This is a genomic window from Bartonella eidoli (genome assembly GCF_036576145.1).
GTDB lineage: Bacteria > Pseudomonadota > Alphaproteobacteria > Rhizobiales > Rhizobiaceae > Bartonella.
Genome location: NZ_JBAFWX010000006.1, coordinates 115,532 through 133,308, shown reverse-complemented (window position 1 = coordinate 133,308; position 17,777 = coordinate 115,532). Strand labels below are relative to the sequence as shown.

Genomic DNA, 17,777 nt, shown 5'->3' with positions numbered 1-17,777 from the left:
ATACGCTTTAAATTCACCAAAAAATTTCGTGATCGCCGCTGTCAACGAAGTCTTTCCATGATCAACGTGACCAATCGTACCAATATTAACATGCGGCTTCGTACGTTCAAACTTGCTCTTTGCCATCGCTGTCAATCTCTTGCTTGCTATAACCTAAAATAAAACACTTACAACCGAATCTAAAAAGTTCAGCACACTTTCTGACTATTCAAGCAACCAATAGAAAACCTGTTTATTTTTGACAAAAGTGCTTGCCCACTACAAACACCTTCTGGAGCGGGTAGCGGGAATCGAACCCGCATATTCAGCTTGGAAGGCTGCTGCTCTACCATTGAGCTATACCCGCACATATCAGTATCTCCTTCGATGGATGGTGGAGGGGGTTGGATTCGAACCAACGTAGCATACGCAACGGATTTACAGTCCGCCCCCTTTAACCACTCGGGCACCCCTCCATTACATCGACAAAGTTGCGCGATCAGATCGCACCTACAACCAAATCAAATGATAATCAATTTAAACTGGTTGAGAAGCGGTTATGACGATTAGTATCATATCTGTCAACAAAATAAATACAACTTTATACAAATTTCCCGATAATCGTATAAAGACATAACTTTTTTCTATTTACTCTTATTAATCATACGTTATAAAAAACCATGAAAGAAAAAATGCCTAAAAAATCTCATCATGCCCGTTTACATCGTCGATACCATTATGAAAAAGGCTCATTCCCGTCACCAAAAATCTACCGAAAGAATGAAGAATTTTCGTTAAAAAATAAGACAATTCACCTTTATGGTATTCATTCGGTTTGCGCCGCCTTAAAAAACCCAAAAAGAATTTTTGGACATCTTTATAGTACACCAAATGCCTTAAAACGATTAAGTATACCCGAATCAGATTTGCCCTGTTCAGTAACCTTATGCTCACCAAAACAGCTTGATGCACTTGTTGGAAATGATGCTGTTCACCAAGGCATTGTTTTGGAAACTAATCCTCTTAAACCATGTCAATTATCTGAATTAACAAACACCAATCTAGTTATTGTAATGGATCAGATTACTGATCCACATAATGTTGGTGCTATTATGCGTTCTGCAGTTGCATTTAAAGCTGACGCACTTATTACAACTTATCGCCATTCACCTCAGGAAAGTGGTGTTCTTGCTAAAGCAGCCTCTGGAGCTTTAGAACTTATGAATTATATCACTGTACGAAACCTTTCAGAAACACTTAATGAGCTCCATGATGCAGGATTCATTAGCTTTGGGCTTGATTCAGAGGGCGATTTACCCTTGGAAACTGCTTTAAGAGGAGAAAAAATTGCTCTTATCTTAGGAGCAGAAGGTAAAGGACTACGCAAAAAAATACGTGAAACCGTCTGTACATTAGCACGCCTCGATATGCCTGGAAATATTAAATCATTAAATGTTTCAAACGCCGCAACAATAGCACTCTACGCAACGCATAAATATCTTAGACCATAAATTTATTTTTTTGTGAAATATCAAAAAGCCCGGCCCCAAAAAAACCTGAAACAAGCCCACCAATATGAGCTTCCCAGGCTATTGAAATATTATCTGCTTCGAATACAGAAGGGGAAACACCCATGATAAAATTAACTATTAACCATATACTGATGTAAGAAAGAACATCTCTAGAACAAAGTGCTTTTTTGATAGTCCACAAAGAACCAAAGCATTCTTTATTCTGTGAGATAACACCAAAATGGCCAAAAGAAAAACCATAACGCGCAGCAGCTCCTATCATTCCAGAAATCGCACCTGACGCTCCAATAAGTGATATCATACTACTCTGATGGAATATAAAGTAAGTCAATGCAGAAATAATTGCTGTTAATGCCCAAAAGAACAAAAAACGCAAACCACCAAAATGTCTTACCAAAGGAGATCCAAAGACCAAAAGCCAAGCCATATTAATAATAATATGTTCAAAATCACCATGCATGAATGAATAACTAATAACGGTATAAAAAAATGCCAAAGGGTCAGATTTGAATATCACTGGTGTAAATGAAAAAAAATCAAAGCTTGCAATTAAAAGTTGATCAGAAAAAAAATAATGGGTTATGAAATAGATGAAAAAACAAAACACTATTAAAAAAATTATAATAAATGGAATGTTCAATAATGATTCTTTATCGCGCTTTAACAACAATAGATCATTATTACATTGATGATCAGCGTCTTTCATTGCATAACATCTCACATTTTTGTAGAAAATTAATATTTTTCTTCAAATAGCAAAAGTCTTTTGAGCTCAATATTATTCTAATTCCTAATTTTAAATGCCAAATATTTTTATATAATCAACATCATAATTAAAACTGTAATAAAGCTTTTATTGTATGCATGATATAAAATAAACTGCTAATATATCGATCCAACTTTAACCAAAAAGGACAAAATCGTTATTTTAAAATATGTTGATATATTTATTTTTTTAATAGTTAAATGTACACTGCATCATACCAGATGAAAAAATTAAAGAGCTTGATTCCTTTAGATTTAGCAGTTGAATTCTGTATCTCAAAGAACATCCTCAGCTTTAGCCCATTATATCGCATAAAGATCGTTAGCATGTCGTTTTTTAAAAACTTTTCTTACAACCTTTTAGCCACACATCATAAATAGGATGCTCCACAGCATTCACGCCAGGACTATCTGCAAACATCCAGCCTGTAAAAATACGACGTACCTTTTTATCTAGAGTAACCTCATCAACTTCAACAAAACCAGTCGTACGAGTAGGCTCATCTTTAGAGCTCGTATAACACACCCGCGGAGTTACCTGCAAAGCGCCATACTGATAAACTTCACCAAGAGACACTTCAAAGCGAGTAGTCCGACCAGTAATTTTATCAAGACCTGAAAAAACAGCTACCCCATTACTAACACGCTCAGCAGATGTCCCATCAATTAAAGATAGAACTATTACGATCCCCACAAAAAAAACAGAAAAACTCCGCCTCAAGCCTAACAATATAAAAAAAAACATAACACCAAATCAATTATATCTAAAAAATAGTCCTAATAATAACTTAAGAGCAAATTTAAAATACATTCATCCCATACTCTATTGAGGTGACCATGCATCATAATCTTCATGCACATGGGGCTGATCGCTACTGCGGATAATGGACCCTTTCGGCCGATAAGCTTTACTTGTTCCCGTCATATTTGCAACATGAGGCTTTTCCCACTCATGTGGCTGATAATTCTCTTGCGTAGGTGGTCTATTATAGCGATGATGTATCCATCCATGCCAACCTGGTGGAATAGTAGAAGCTTCAGAATAACCTTTGTAAATCACCCAACGACGCGGGTAACCATCCTTATGATAGCCACCTTCGTAATAAACATTTCCGAATTGATCTTCCCCTACACGCTTGCCTTTATACCACGTAAAAAAACGCGTACTAACAGTGCTACCATTCCACCATGTAAAGATACGCTTAAAAAAACCAATCATCCTCTCTTCCACTTCTTAGAATCTTTACAACTAGACTTGCTATAAATCTTTCGAATTACCACAAACAAGAATTATAGATAAATTGATTACACCTTCACTTGATACAAGTTCCCTAGCCCGCATTCTTTTATTCAAAAGAAATATAATATTTATAGATTTTTTCTACCATAGAGTATCAATCTATACCAAGTTTTATCTTAATCAACTCATTAATGATTTGAGGATTCGCTTTACCACCTGTTGCTTTCATTACCTGTCCCACGAACCAACCAACCAAAGCAGGCTTTTGTTTTGCTTGTGCAACTTTATCAGAATTATTGGCAACAATCTCATCAACAGCCTTTTCAAGAGCTTTTGTATCCGTTACCTGCTTCATGTTACGCTCTTCTACAACCTTACGTGGATCTCCACCTTCATTCCAAATAATCTCAAAGAGATCCTTAGCAATTTTTCCAGAAATAGTTCCCTCTTTGATCAGATCAATAATACTCCCCAATTGATTTGGAGTCACTGGTGTTTTGTCAATTTCAAGATTATTTTTATTTAAAGCACCTAAAAGATCATTAATTACCCAATTGGCAACTATTTTTCCATCACGCCCACACGCAACTTCTTCAAAATAATCAGCTATAGCTCGTTCTGTCACAAGAATAGAAGCATCATACGCAGTCAACCCCATCTCATTGACAAAACGTTCTTTTATCTCATCAGGGAGCTCTGGCAAATCCGCAGCTAAAACATTTACAAACTCTTGATCAAACTCTAATAGCATAAGATCTGGCTCAGGGAAGTAACGATAATCATGCGCTTCCTCCTTTGAACGCATAGACCGCGTCTTTCCTTGAGCAGCATCAAAAAGTCTAGTTTCTTGATCTATTACACCACCATCCTCTAAAATAGCAATTTGACGACGCGCTTCATAATCAATTGCTTGACCAATGAAACGAATAGAGTTCACATTTTTAATCTCGCAACGTGTTCCAAACTTTTCACCTGGACGACGAACCGATACGTTAACGTCCGCACGCATAGAACCTTCATCCATATTGCCATCGCAAGTCCCTAAATAACGAACAATAGTACGCAATTTTGTCATATAAGCTTTAGCTTCATCAGATGAACGCATATCTGGCTTAGAAACAATTTCCATCAAAGCTATACCAGAACGATTAAGATCAACAAAAGACATTGTTAAATGCTGATCATGCATCAATTTTCCAGCATCCTGCTCAAGGTGTAATCTCTCAATTCCAACCTCAATATCCTCAAACTGACCATTCGCATCTGGGCCAACAGATATAACAACCTTTCCTTCGCCCACAATTGGATATCGAAATTGAGAAATTTGATACCCTTGTGGTAAATCCGGATAAAAATAATTTTTACGATCAAAAGCAGACTTCAAGTTAATCTTTGCCTTTAATCCCAAACCAGTTCTAATAGCTTGTCGAACACATTCTTGATTTATAACAGGCAATGTACCAGGCATAGCAGCATCAAAAAGTGACACTTGACTATTTGGCTCAGCACCAAATTTAGCTGATGCACCTGAAAAAAGCTTTGAATTTGATATGACTTGAGCATGAACCTCCATGCCAATGACGATCTCCCAATCACCTGTAACTCCGGAAATAAAACGCTTAGAATTAGGTGTACGTGTATCAATGATTTCCATTGCCAATCCACTATCAATATTTTAATGCGCCTGATGGCTAATTCAAAACCGCTATAAGTGCAAGCTTATAAGTAAATTTAATACAAACAAGCCCGACTTCAGCGGGCTTATTATATTAGCTCAAACATTAATCTTTTTTAGATACTCTTTTTTTGGTCGCAGCGCTTTTTGCGCTTTTTTCCTTAGTTGTAGATTTTTTCTTTACTGTTTTTTTTTCAGTTAAATCTGATTCCTCATATTCCTTCATCAACTCTTCAACTGTCACTTCTTTATCTATAACTTTTATACGTGCTAACAGATGATCAATAACCTTTTCTTCAAAAATTGGAGCTCGTAAATTTGCGACAGCCTCTGGCGTATTTCTGAAGAAGTCCATAATCTCCTTTTCTTGACCAGGGTATTGACGAACTTGATCAAAAACCGCTGCTTTTAGCTCATCATCACTTACTTTAACACCAATACTCATTCCAATCTCAGATAGAACTAATCCTAATCGAACACGACGCTGCGCAAGCACACGATACTCTTCTCGAGCTTTCTCTTCTGTAATCCCTTCATCTTCAAAACTACTACCAGACTTTTTAAAATCCTCATTAACCTGATTCCATATATTGTTGAATTCAATTTCTAGCAATCCTTCTGGAATCTCAAAACTGTAATCGGCATCTAAGGCATCAAGAATTTGACGTTTAATTTTTTGACGTGTTACCGAACCATATTGGCTCTCAATCTGCCCACGTACAGTTTCAAATAAACGATCTAAAGACTCTAAACCAACTTTTTTAGCCGCCCCATCATCAACTGTTAACGCGTCAGGTTCAGAGATAGCCTTAACAATAACATCAAACTCTGCATCCTTACCAGCCAAATGCGCTGCACTATAACTATCTGGAAATTTAACAGAAATCGTTTTTTTATCACCTGCTTTTACACCAACCAATTGCTCTTCAAAACCAGGAATAAATTGCTTTGAGCCAAGAATCAGTTGTGCATCACTATCTGTTCCACCTTCAAATGGAACGCCTTCAAGTTTACCTATGTAATCTATTGTAATACGATCCCCTTCTTCAGAAGAACCCTCTTTCGGAGAATAACTACGAGTAAAAGAAAGAACGCGCTCTACTTGTTTATCAACTTCCTCTTGAGGAATAATTGCGACTTCACGAACAACTTCAATATGTTCAAAATTTTTAATTTCAAATTTTGGCAAAACCTCATATTTTAAGCGAAAAATAAAATCAGCTTTACCATCCAAAATTTTTTCATCTTCATCTATATCAATTTGTGGCTGCATTGCTGAACGTTCATTACGCTCAGCCAGAACAGAACGAGGGGCATCATTAACGATCTCATTCAAAATTTCTGCCATAAAAGACTTACCGTACATTTTACGTAAATGCCCAGTAGGTACCTTACCGGGACGGAAGCCATTCAGCCTAACCTTACCCTTGGCATCCCCCAACCGCTCATTCAATTTTTCTTCTAAATCTCTCGCCGGAACCACGATCTTAATTTCGCGCTTCAGTCCTTCATTAAGCGTCTCGGTAACCTGCATTAAACAACCTTCATTTTTCTAAAGAGAGGGATAAACCTACTCTGGTAACAATTACATTTTAAAACTCGAGTATTAAATATCATCATGAAGCATGATTTACAAATAGCAGAAACCTCTAATTCAAAGAGAATCCCTTTTTGGTGCGGATGGAGGGACTCGAACCCCCACGGTCGCCCGCCAGAACCTAAATCTGGTGCGTCTACCAATTTCGCCACATCCGCTTAAGTTTATAAACCAATAACCTCATATAAGCGGCGCCTTCTATACCATTAATTGAAGAAAAAAAGCAAATAAATATATTTAAAAATCTAAATATGCACCCTTCTTGCAAATAAATGAAACAAAATCTATGCTTTTCAGATGGAACTATTTTCGCTAAAAGTAAATTTATGTCAAACAAATTTAGTGCTCCAATTCATGTCGTAGGCGGCGGGCTTGCAGGTAGTGAAGCAAGCTGGCAAATTGCTCAATCAGGAATACCCGTTGTGCTGCACGAAATGCGGCCTCAACAAAAAAGTGATGCTCATAAAACAGATAAATTAGCAGAACTTGTTTGTTCAAATTCGTTTCGTTCTGATGATTCATCAACAAATGCTGTAGGTCTTTTACATGCGGAAATGCGATTAGCAAAATCGTTAATCATGAGAGCCGCAGATATTAATAAAATACCAGCGGGAAGTGCACTGGCTGTTGATCGCCATGAATTTTCAAAATACATTACCACAACACTTGAACATCATCCCCTTATAACTATAGAACGTAAGGAAATTCATAAGATTCCTGATGATTTTGATCATCTGATCATTGCAACTGGACCCCTTACTTCACCAGAATTTGCTCAAGAATTACAAAAAATTATCGGTATAGAATCACTTTCTTTCTTTGATGCTATCGCACCTATTGTTTATACTGAAAGTATCAATATGGATATCTGTTGGTATCAATCTCGCTATGACAAAATTGGTCCTGAAGGAACAGGAAAGGATTATATTAACTGCCCTCTGAATAAAGAACAATATGAAGCCTTTGTTAAAGAGTTGAAAAATGCGAAAAAAGTAGAGTTTCGCGACTTTGAAAAAACACCTTATTTTGATGGATGTCTACCAATCGAAGTCATGGCTGAACGAGGACTTGAAACATTAAGGCATGGTCCCATGAAACCTATGGGGTTAACCAATGCCCATAACCCAAAAACTAAAGCTTACGCTGTTGTCCAATTAAGACAAGATAATAAACTTGGAACTCTTTATAACATGGTCGGTTTTCAAACAAAACTAAAATATGATGAGCAAGTACGCATTTTTAAAATGATCCCTGGTCTAGAAAAAGCAGAATTTGCTCGCCTTGGTGGCCTTCATCGCAATACTTATCTTAATTCACCGATTATTCTTGATAAAACACTTCGTTTAAAACGAAAGCCTCAATTACGTTTTGCAGGACAAATTACAGGATGTGAAGGATATGTAGAATCATCTGCGATAGGACTGCTAGCTGGACGTTTTGCTATTGCTGAATATAAAAGAATCTGTCCTTCTTTACCACCACCAACCACAGCATTCGGCGCTCTTTTAAATCATATTACTGGCGGACACATTGCAATTAAAGGAACAGAAAAGCAATCCTTTCAACCAATGAATATTAATTTTGGACTTTTCCCACCCATTGATTTTGTTCATTCTTCAGAAAAACGCTTATCCAGTAAAGAAAAAAAATTAGCAAAAAAACAAGCCATATCTGCTAGAGCTTTAAATGATTGTATTAAGTGGTTAAAAAACAAAGAAATAAATGGTTCTGAAACAAATTCTAATCATTTTTTCTAATTCCATAGAAATAGATATACTTCACCAATAAGATAACTACGTGTTTGCTAAAATACCTACAAATTATGAAGGACTGGCTTTATTTACACTGGATATCCTAGCGCCCTCCAAATAAACTTAGATTATAAAAAATTCGATAGCAGTATGAAAAGCATTACAACAAATAGCAATACTCAAAGTAATATATAATTTAATAATATTCAAACTAGCTTAACATTGCCCTCTTCCTCTCTGTAGAGCGAAATTGAAAGCACGTAAGCAATAAAGTAAAATATTTAACTCAATTATTTAAAACTGCCTCGTATAGCCAAATAATGTTTATTTCGGTATCCAAAATAAACATATTCTATTCACACCATGACACTTACTTATAAAACTTTAAAAACATCTTTTAAAACTTATAACGATTTCATCAATCTCGTGCTTTTAAATTCTATATTAAAAGATAAAGGGAATATTCTTAAAAAACCCGACTTACTAAAAGCGGGTTTTTTAGTATGATTTAAACTATTTTTTATTAACAGCGTCTTTAAGACCTTTTCCTGCAGAAAATTTAGGGACTAAACGCGCTGGAATATCAATTTCAGCACCGGTTGAAGGATTACGTCCTTTTGTAGCAGCACGATGAGAAACTTCAAAAGAACCAAAACCTGGAATCCTAACATCATCTCCTGAAGCCAAAGCCTTTGTTACAGAATCGATAAAAGCATCAACAATAGAACCCGCCTGCGCTTTTGAAACACTTGCCTTTTCGGCAACGGAGCTAACCAATTCACTTTTATTCATTGAATTTTTCCTTTCCCTATATTACCGGACGAACATAATCCAACCCGTCACTGATTAGTTTATTTAAAAGTAAAGCAAACAGAAGTCTTATTTTTATCCAAAACACTGTTTTTTAGCAATAACCACAGTTATTCACGGATTTTTTTTATTTTTTCACAAACAAAAAACACAAAATAAACTTCTACCGCTTTTTAAATACCACAGCGATAGTAAATAATGAATCAATGAGCAACTTGTACTCCCCCATTATCACTCTCTGCTCTAACAGCTGCAGAAACCTCAGGAGATTCTATCCACTCTATAGCATCAGGAAAGCGAACCAACGCATGCTTAAGAACTTCACTAACATGGGTTACGGGAATAATCTCCATATTATTCTTGACATCATCAGGAATATCAATCAAATCTTTTGCATTTTCTTCAGGAATTAAAACTTTTTTTATTCCTCCCCGAAGCGCCGCAAGTAATTTTTCTTTTAACCCACCAATTGGCAAAACACGTCCGCGCAAGGTAATTTCCCCAGTCATCGCAATATCTTTATGTACGGCTATCCCCGTCAATACTGAAACGATTGCTGTCACCATAGCAATTCCAGCTGATGGCCCATCTTTTGGAGTAGCACCCTCTGGAACGTGAACATGAATATCACGTTTATCAAAAAGTGGAGGCTCGATACCAAAATCAACAGCACGAAAACGCACATAAGATGCCGCAGCAGAAATTGATTCCTTCATAATATCGCGCAAATTTCCAGTAACCGTCATCTTTCCTTTACCCGACATCATAACACCCTCAATGGTTAACAGTTCCCCGCCAACTTCAGTCCATGCAAGTCCAGTAACAACACCAACCTGACTTTCACCTTCTATATAGTTACAACGATAACGCTTAACACCTAAAAAATCACAAATATTATCTTCTGTAATTTTTATAGATTTTTGATGTGTTTTAAAAATTTTTGTCACCGATTTACGTGCCATCTTCATCAATTCACGCTCAAGGCTACGAACACCCGCTTCACGCGTATAAAATTGAATAATTGATCTTATGGCATCATCAGAGACACTAAACTCCCTTTTAGATAAACAATGATCTTTTAACGCTTTTGGTAAAAGATGCCGCTTAAAAATTTCCATTTTTTCACATTCAGTATAACCAGCGATACGAATAACTTCCATTCTATCCATTAATGGTCCTGGGATATTAAGCGTATTCGCCGTTGCAACAAACATTACATCAGAAAGATCATATTCAACTTCTAAATAATGATCAATAAATGTACCATTTTGTTCAGGATCAAGCACTTCTAATAAAGCTGAAGAAGGGTCTCCACGAAAATCTTGCCCCATCTTATCAATTTCATCAAGCAAAAAAAGCGGATTAGACTTTTTAGCCTTTTTCATGGATTGGATAATTTTTCCGGGCATAGACCCAATATAAGTCCGACGATGTCCACGGATTTCCGCTTCATCACGCACCCCACCCAATGAAATACGAACATATTCACGACCTGTCGCTTTAGCAATAGAACGTGCAAGTGACGTTTTCCCTACACCAGGAGGACCTAGCAGACAAATAATAGGACCTTTTATTTTTGAAGCTCGACTTTGTACTGCCAAATATTCAACAATTCGCTCCTTAACCTTTTCGAGACCAAAATGCTCATTGTCCATAATTTTTTCAGCAAAGTTTAAATCATTTTTAATTTTTGACTTTTTACCCCAAGGTATTGCCAAAAGCCAATCAAGATAATTACGCACAACGGTTGCTTCCGCAGACATAGGAGACATATTACGTAACTTCTTTAACTCTGCGACAGCCTTTTCATGAGCTTCTTTTGAAAATTTTGTTTTTGTAATACGTTCTTCTAATTCAGATAATTCATCACGGCTATCATCACCTGCACCTAACTCTTTCTGAATAGCCTTCATCTGTTCATTAAGATAATATTCTCGCTGATTCTTTTCCATTTGCCGTTTAACATGCGAACGAATGCGTTTTTCAACCTGTAAAACAGATATCTCTCCCTCCATGAAAGACAGAATACGCTTAAGACGGTCGCGTATCGGCAATAAGGCCAACATCTCCTGCTTTTCCGAAAGCTTAATTACCAAATGCGATACAATCGTATCAGCAAGTTTAGAAGAATCATCGATTTGCCCAATTGCATTAACCACTTCAGGAGAAATCTTTTTATTTAGTTTTACATAATTTTCAAAATAAGAAACTACAGATCTAGAAAGAGCTTTAATTTCAACGACATCTTCCTCAAGTTCTTCTGGAATGGTTGCAAGAGCCTGATGATAATCTTTATTCTCAGTAAATTGATTAATTTTTGCACGCGCTGTACCTTCAACTAAAACCTTCACAGTTCCATCCGGAAGCTTTAAAAATTGAAGAACATTAGCAAATGTACCAATATCATAAATATCTTCTGACTTAGGATCGTCATCCGAGGCATTTTTTTGCGTAACCAACAGTATTTGTTTATCGGCAGCCATTGCTTTTTCAAGAGCACGAATTGATTTTTCTCTTCCTACAAAAAGCGGTACAATCATATGTGGGAAGACAACAATATCGCGAAGAGGTAAAACTGCATAAAGCCCCTCCATCACCTCGCCCGTCTTTTCATCAATATATTGCATAATTTTCCTTTCTGGAGCCTATGACCTACCCACTACACAAGCCGCCCTTATAAAATCCTCCAGTTTTTTACCACACACGAAGTAGAAACTGCGAACATATAAATAAAGCACTATATATCCACAATATCCAGAAACATCTACTCCCAAATAATGACCATTTCTACTTTTTCATACCACAACGATTTCATGCCGATACATTTTCTTTATCTTCCGTACGGTCTGAATAAATATAAAGAGGACGCGCCTTACCATCAACAACATCGCTTGAAATTACTACTTTTTGAACTCCTTCAAGAGACGGTAGTTCAAACATAGTTTCAAGAAGAATCTTTTCCATAATAGAGCGTAAACCGCGTGCGCCAGTTTTCCGTTCAATCGCCTTTTTAGCAATAGCCTGTAAAGCATCTTCATGAAAGGCCAGTTCAACACTTTCCATCTCAAAAAGACGCTGATACTGCTTCACTAACGCATTTTTAGGTTGCGATAAAATTTGAACAAGCGCATTAACATCCAAATCTTCTAATGTGGCCACAACAGGAAGACGACCTATAAACTCTGGTATCAAGCCAAACTTTATAAGATCTTCAGGCTCTAAATCACGAAAAATTTCACCAACACAGCGCTCATCAGGGGCCTTAACAGTAGCAGAAAAACCTATAGAAGTTTTTTCACCGCGTCCCGAAATAATCCTCTCTAAACCAGCAAAAGCACCCCCACAAATAAATAAGATATTTGTTGTATCAACCTGAAGAAACTCTTGCTGTGGATGCTTGCGCCCACCTTGTGGAGGAACAGAAGCAATCGTGCCTTCCATAATTTTTAATAATGCCTGCTGGACACCTTCACCAGAAACATCTCTCGTAATAGAGGGATTATCAGCTTTACGTGAAATTTTATCAACTTCATCAATATACACGATACCGCGTTGAGCACGCTCAACATTATAATCAGCAGACTGGAGAAGTTTTAAAATAATATTTTCAACATCCTCACCTACATATCCTGCCTCAGTCAAAGTAGTCGCATCAGCCATGGTAAAAGGTACATCAATGATGCGCGCCAATGTTTGTGCCAAATAAGTTTTACCACATCCCGTTGGACCAACAAGAAGAATGTTTGATTTTGCTAACTCAATATCATTGCTCTTAGACTGATGCGCAAGTCGTTTATAATGATTATGAACTGCAACAGAAAGAACGCGTTTTGCATGCTTCTGACCAATTACATAGTCATCGAGAACTGTTATAATTTCCTGAGGAGTAGGAACACCATCACGCGCCTTAATCCCAGAAGATTTATTTTCTTCACGAATAATATCCATGCAAAGCTCTACACATTCATCACAAATGAATACTGTAGGTCCCGCGATAAGTTTACGCACTTCATGCTGACTTTTGCCGCAGAACGAGCAATAGAGAGTATTTTTTGATTCGCTCCCGCTATTGCTAATTTTGCTCATTTCACTTTCCTTTCACCACGATATATGAATACTCCGTCTTTTCAAAGGAAGCTTTTCATAACAACAACTATAAAGACATTTACAAAACCACGCCTATCACAATATCTTTAGGTGTCTTTATTATTTGAAATATTTTACGAAATTTTTTATTTCGGATACTTTTATAACAACCCTTAATCTTTCTCTTCTCTTTCAGTTTCTGCTCGGTATTGTATAACTTCATCGACTAAACCAAATTTTTTTGCTTCTTCGGCTGTCATAAAATGGTCACGATCTAAAGTTCTTTCAATAATTTCATAATCCTGACCGGTATGTTGAACATAAATTTCATTTAGGCGCTGTTTCATTTTTATAATGTCTTGTGCATGCCGCTCAATATCTGAAGCCTGGCCTTGAAACCCGCCAGATGGCTGATGGACCATAATGCGTGCATTTGGCAATGTAAAACGATGACCTTTTGCTCCAGCAGTTAAAAGTAAAGACCCCATAGATGCCGCTTGTCCCATACAAAGAGTAGAAACAGGAGGACGAATAAATTGCATGGTATCATAAATTGCCATACCAGATGTCACAACACCACCTGGAGAGTTAATATAAAGACTAATTTCTTTTTTAGGATTTTCAGACTCCAAAAAAAGCAGCTGTGCACAAACAAGCATCGCCATACCATCTTCAACAGGACCATTAATAAAAATGATTCGCTCCTTTAAAAGACGAGAAAAAATATCATAGGCTCGTTCGCCACGATTCGTCTGTTCGACAACCATAGGAATAAGACTTAATGTTGTTTCCATTGAATTACTCATGTTTTCATTTCCAATCGTATAATAATCGCTCTTTACGCATTCAATGCTTGTATTCATAAGCTAACACGACTCTCTCACGCAAATTACAATCAAAGCTATCAAGCAAGATTAAAATCCCATTGGTTAAAATAACAATAACGGCTATACTTAAACAAATTAATGAATACAAAAAACAGGCCATCCAAAGGCAAATTAAGATACTTAAATAATTTTTTATCTTTACTGTAAGTGCAGAATATCAAAAAATGCAAATTTATGAACGCTATAGTTAAAAATTGAGATTAAAAGTACATTCAAATTTTGTATAATTCAATATAATAACGCTATGGTAATGCTTCCTTTTCATTTTTCTTACACAAATGAGCTATTTAAGTAATTACAAATTCTAACATTATAATTCATAAAGCTCTTTTAATATCCACATCTCCATAAAAAAAACTCTTATAATTTATAACATTTACATCCTGACAATTAAAAATAAGAACAATTTTATTTCGATCCAAAAATTTTTAGCATATATAATAGAGTTATAAAGCTAACAAACAAAAAGCCTTAACTCTTTTAAAGAGCATATTCCTATAAATACAACTTATCGGAACATAAATGCAATTATTGAGCTCGGTAAACGCCTTATTTATTAAACACGCTAATGATAAAAAAACCTGATTCAGCTCTATATAGCTCAACATCAAAAGACAATGTTTTTTATATAATTTCAATCATAAAAAAAATCAATAAAAGCTGTAACTAACTGCAACTATCCGCTACATCAAGAATGTAAATATTTCTATGAAAAATCAAAAATATTCTAAACTTATACGAAATAATTGTTCAACATCATGAACGCTATCAGCAAGAGCAAAAATTACTATCCGATCACCAGGCAAAATCCGTACATCAGCAGAAAGTTGTATGATTGTCTTATTGCGATAAATTGCGCCAATCCTTAGACCATCTGATAAATTAAGCTCCGGCAATGTTTTTCCAACCAATGAAGAAGTTTGCATGACTTCAGCCTCAATAATCTCTGCTTGACCATTAAAAACTGAATGAACAGCACGAATACGCCCACGACGCATTTGTTGCAAAATCTTGGATATAGTAACACTATGAGGATTAAGATATGCATCCACACCAACCGCACGACTAAATTCTTGATAAGCAACATTGTTGATTAACACCATATTAGCTCTACATCCCAATCTTTTAGCAATAATAGCACTTAAAAGATTAACCTGATCCTGATTAGTCAAAGTAATTATTAAATCAGCCTGACCAATTCCAGCTTCCTGAAGAATAACTGGATCCAATACATTGCCGTATAAAACTGTTGTCTTCTCGAGCTGATCAGCAATTGTTAGCGCTCTCTCTCTATGTGATTCTATAATTTTCAATTTTGATTTATGTAAACGCTTTTCAATAGCCTGAGCTACATAAAGACCAATGTGCCCACCCCCTGCAATGATCATGCGATGCGCATCCTTTTCCTTATGACCAAAAAGTCCAACTGCACGGCGTATCTGATCACGAGCCGCAATAAGATAGGTCACATCGCCAACACGTAACTGCGTTTCTGAATGCGCTATAAATAATTCTGATCCACGTTTTATAGCAGTAACTGTTGTTCGCAGATCTGGAAAAAGCTCTGTTAATTGACGTAAAGGTGTATTAATAACCGGACAATCTTCCATACACTCCAAAGCTAACGCGACAATATCATCATTACAAAAATGAAGAACATCTATTGCACCAGGTAAAGCAATACGGCGCAAAACCATCTCACCAACCTCAATTTCTGGAGAAATAACCACATCAATAGGAATGCTTTCTCTAGCAAAAAGAGTTTTATAACGTGGTTCTAAATAAGATTGTGAACGAATACGTGCAATTTTTGTCGGAATATTAAATAATGAATGAGCTACTTGGCAAGCTACCATATTAACTTCATCAAATAAAGTCACGGCAATCAGCATATCAGCTTTATCCGCACCTGCCGCCAAAAGCACCTCAGGGCGTGAACCGTAACCAACAAACCCTCTAACATCTAACGTATCACGAATTTTTTCGACCAATCTTACTTCAATATCAATAACAGTGACATCATGATTTTCAGCCGCAAGACGCTCTGCTATCCCATAACCAACTTGCCCTGCTCCGCAAATAATAACCCGCATACTCTACGAAACTCCAAGCGCTTTTAGTTTACGATGTAGAGCAGAACGCTCCATGCCTATAAACTCAGCTGTACGAGATATATTACCGCCCAAACGCCCAATTTGCGCTGCTAAATACCTCTTTTCAAATAACTCCCGTGCTTCACGTAATGGTAAATCCATTATATTTTCATCTGCATCCATTTGGAAGCGTGGCAAAGAATCACTCATTTCTGGAGGAAGAAACTTTGCGGTTATTGGACCATCACCATCACGGACAAGAATGAGAAGACGTTCAATATTATTGCGTAACTGTCTTACATTACCTGGCCAAGCATGTGTTTGTAAAATAGTTATAACGTCATCACTAATTTCACGAGGCTTAATACCGACTTGTTGAGATATTATTTTTACAAAATGGTGCACAAGTTCTGGAATATCTTCACGACGTGTAGAAAGCGGCGGGACAGAAACAGGAACAACTGAAAGACGATGAAAAAGATCTTCTCTAAATAATCCCTCAGCAATGAGATTCTCAAGATTTTGTGCTGTTGAAGAAATAACACGAACATCCACTTTAACACGCTTTGTACCGCCCACCCTCTCGAAAGCCTGTCCTGTCAAAACTCGAAGAATTTTACTTTGAGTTTCACGTGACATATCAGCGACCTCATCAAGATATAATGTTCCTCCATGAGCTTCCTCTAATGCACCAATTTGACGCTCTCCTCCTTCCATTTCATTACCAAATAATTCAACCTCCATCCTCTCTGGAGTAATTGTTGCTGCATTTATTGCAACAAATGGCCCACTGGAACGTGCTGAAAGAGTATGAATAGCACGAGCTACAGTTTCCTTTCCTGCACCTGAAGGGCCTGTAATCATAATGCGGCTATTTGTAGGAGCTACTTTTTCTATGATTTGACGTAAATGTCTCATAACAGATGATGTTCCAAGTAACTCTGGTGTCTCATTTGAACGCTTGCGTAATTCTAAAAGCTCACGTTTTAATTTTGAATTTTCAAGAGTTCGTTCGGCAACCAATAAAAGTCGATCAACTTTAAAAGGTTTTTCAATGAAATCATATGCTCCTCGTTTTATAGCGGAAACAGCCGTTTCAATATTACCATGACCAGAAATCATAACCACTGGAAGAGAAGGATAGCGCGTTTTAATTTCATCCAACAACGCTAGACCATCAAGGCTGCTTCCTTGTAGCCAAACATCTAAAAAAATGAGCTTTGGGATACGCTCACTAATTTGAGCTAGTGCTTCATCTGAATTACATGCAACACGTGTTTCATAGCCTTCATCATCTAAAATACCTGCCACAAGCTCACGAATATCCGCTTCATCATCAACAATTAAGATATCTGATACCAT

General features: G+C 36.7%; 14 protein-coding genes and 3 tRNA genes. 2 read left to right on the top strand and 15 right to left on the bottom strand.

Annotated elements, in window-relative coordinates:
- The 3 genes from V5N68_RS05410 to V5N68_RS05400 form a co-directional block, all read right to left on the bottom strand.
- The coding region (locus V5N68_RS05410) for a GTP-binding protein (protein WP_244455647.1) at window positions 1-126 on the bottom strand (126 nt) is incomplete at its 3' end.
- 146 nt (window positions 127-272) lie between these two features.
- Window positions 273-346, bottom strand: a tRNA-Gly gene (locus tag V5N68_RS05405).
- A 25-nt stretch (window positions 347-371) separates the two neighbouring features.
- Window positions 372-455, bottom strand: a tRNA-Tyr gene (locus V5N68_RS05400).
- A 204-nt stretch (window positions 456-659) separates the two neighbouring features.
- Between V5N68_RS05400 and rlmB the strand changes: the two genes are divergently transcribed.
- On the top strand, window positions 660-1,490 hold the full coding sequence (rlmB, locus tag V5N68_RS05395) for a 23S rRNA (guanosine(2251)-2'-O)-methyltransferase RlmB (protein WP_332066160.1): 831 nt from the start codon (window positions 660-662) through the stop codon (window positions 1,488-1,490).
- Here rlmB and V5N68_RS05390 read toward each other — a convergent pair.
- The 6 genes from V5N68_RS05390 to V5N68_RS05365 form a co-directional block, all read right to left on the bottom strand.
- Window positions 1,480-2,217: a rhomboid family intramembrane serine protease gene (locus V5N68_RS05390; protein WP_332066159.1), complete on the bottom strand. Its 738-nt coding sequence runs from the start codon at window positions 2,215-2,217 to the stop codon at window positions 1,480-1,482. The two genes, rlmB and V5N68_RS05390, sit on opposite strands and share 11 nt — an antisense overlap.
- Window positions 2,218-2,613: 396 nt before the next feature.
- The gene (locus tag V5N68_RS05385; RefSeq protein WP_332066158.1) at window positions 2,614-3,021 is read right to left on the bottom strand and encodes a DUF2155 domain-containing protein; all 408 of its coding nucleotides are present in this window, start codon (window positions 3,019-3,021) and stop codon (window positions 2,614-2,616) included.
- A 78-nt stretch (window positions 3,022-3,099) separates the two neighbouring features.
- Complete coding sequence (locus tag V5N68_RS05380) at window positions 3,100-3,495, bottom strand: NADH:ubiquinone oxidoreductase subunit NDUFA12 (protein ID WP_332066157.1); 396 nt, start codon at window positions 3,493-3,495, stop codon at window positions 3,100-3,102.
- Window positions 3,496-3,670: 175 nt separating this feature from the next.
- Entirely contained in the window at window positions 3,671-5,170 is a 1,500-nt protein-coding gene (gene gatB / locus V5N68_RS05375; RefSeq protein ID WP_332066156.1) for an Asp-tRNA(Asn)/Glu-tRNA(Gln) amidotransferase subunit GatB, read from the bottom strand.
- Between the two features lie 127 nt (window positions 5,171-5,297).
- A complete protein-coding gene (gene tig / locus V5N68_RS05370; protein ID WP_332066155.1) occupies window positions 5,298-6,725 on the bottom strand; it encodes a trigger factor in 1,428 nt (475 codons plus the stop codon).
- 138 nt (window positions 6,726-6,863) lie between these two features.
- Window positions 6,864-6,946 (bottom strand) — tRNA-Leu (locus V5N68_RS05365).
- A gap of 168 nt (window positions 6,947-7,114) precedes the next feature.
- On the opposite strand from V5N68_RS05365, the gene trmFO reads away from it, so the two are divergent.
- Window positions 7,115-8,545 (top strand): methylenetetrahydrofolate--tRNA-(uracil(54)-C(5))-methyltransferase (FADH(2)-oxidizing) TrmFO, encoded by a 1,431-nt coding sequence (trmFO, locus tag V5N68_RS05360; protein ID WP_332066154.1) that lies wholly within the window; start codon window positions 7,115-7,117, stop codon window positions 8,543-8,545.
- Window positions 8,546-9,052: 507 nt separating this feature from the next.
- On the opposite strand, the gene hbs is transcribed toward trmFO, so the two are convergent.
- The 6 genes from hbs to ntrX form a co-directional block, all read right to left on the bottom strand.
- Window positions 9,053-9,331 carry a non-specific DNA-binding protein Hbs gene (gene hbs / locus V5N68_RS05355; protein ID WP_332066153.1) on the bottom strand — a complete coding sequence of 93 codons (279 nt, stop codon included), beginning with the start codon at window positions 9,329-9,331 and terminating at the stop codon, window positions 9,053-9,055.
- A 221-nt stretch (window positions 9,332-9,552) separates the two neighbouring features.
- Window positions 9,553-11,976 (bottom strand): endopeptidase La, encoded by a 2,424-nt coding sequence (gene lon, locus V5N68_RS05350; RefSeq protein ID WP_332066152.1) that lies wholly within the window; start codon window positions 11,974-11,976, stop codon window positions 9,553-9,555.
- A 184-nt stretch (window positions 11,977-12,160) separates the two neighbouring features.
- Window positions 12,161-13,435 (bottom strand): ATP-dependent Clp protease ATP-binding subunit ClpX, encoded by a 1,275-nt coding sequence (gene clpX, locus V5N68_RS05345; protein ID WP_332066151.1) that lies wholly within the window; start codon window positions 13,433-13,435, stop codon window positions 12,161-12,163.
- A 173-nt stretch (window positions 13,436-13,608) separates the two neighbouring features.
- A complete protein-coding gene (gene clpP, locus V5N68_RS05340; RefSeq protein WP_332066164.1) occupies window positions 13,609-14,241 on the bottom strand; it encodes an ATP-dependent Clp endopeptidase proteolytic subunit ClpP in 633 nt (210 codons plus the stop codon).
- A gap of 797 nt (window positions 14,242-15,038) precedes the next feature.
- Entirely contained in the window at window positions 15,039-16,415 is a 1,377-nt protein-coding gene (trkA, locus tag V5N68_RS05335; protein WP_332066150.1) for a Trk system potassium transporter TrkA, read from the bottom strand.
- Window positions 16,416-16,418: 3 nt separating this feature from the next.
- A complete protein-coding gene (gene ntrX / locus V5N68_RS05330; protein WP_332066149.1) occupies window positions 16,419-17,777 on the bottom strand; it encodes a nitrogen assimilation response regulator NtrX in 1,359 nt (452 codons plus the stop codon).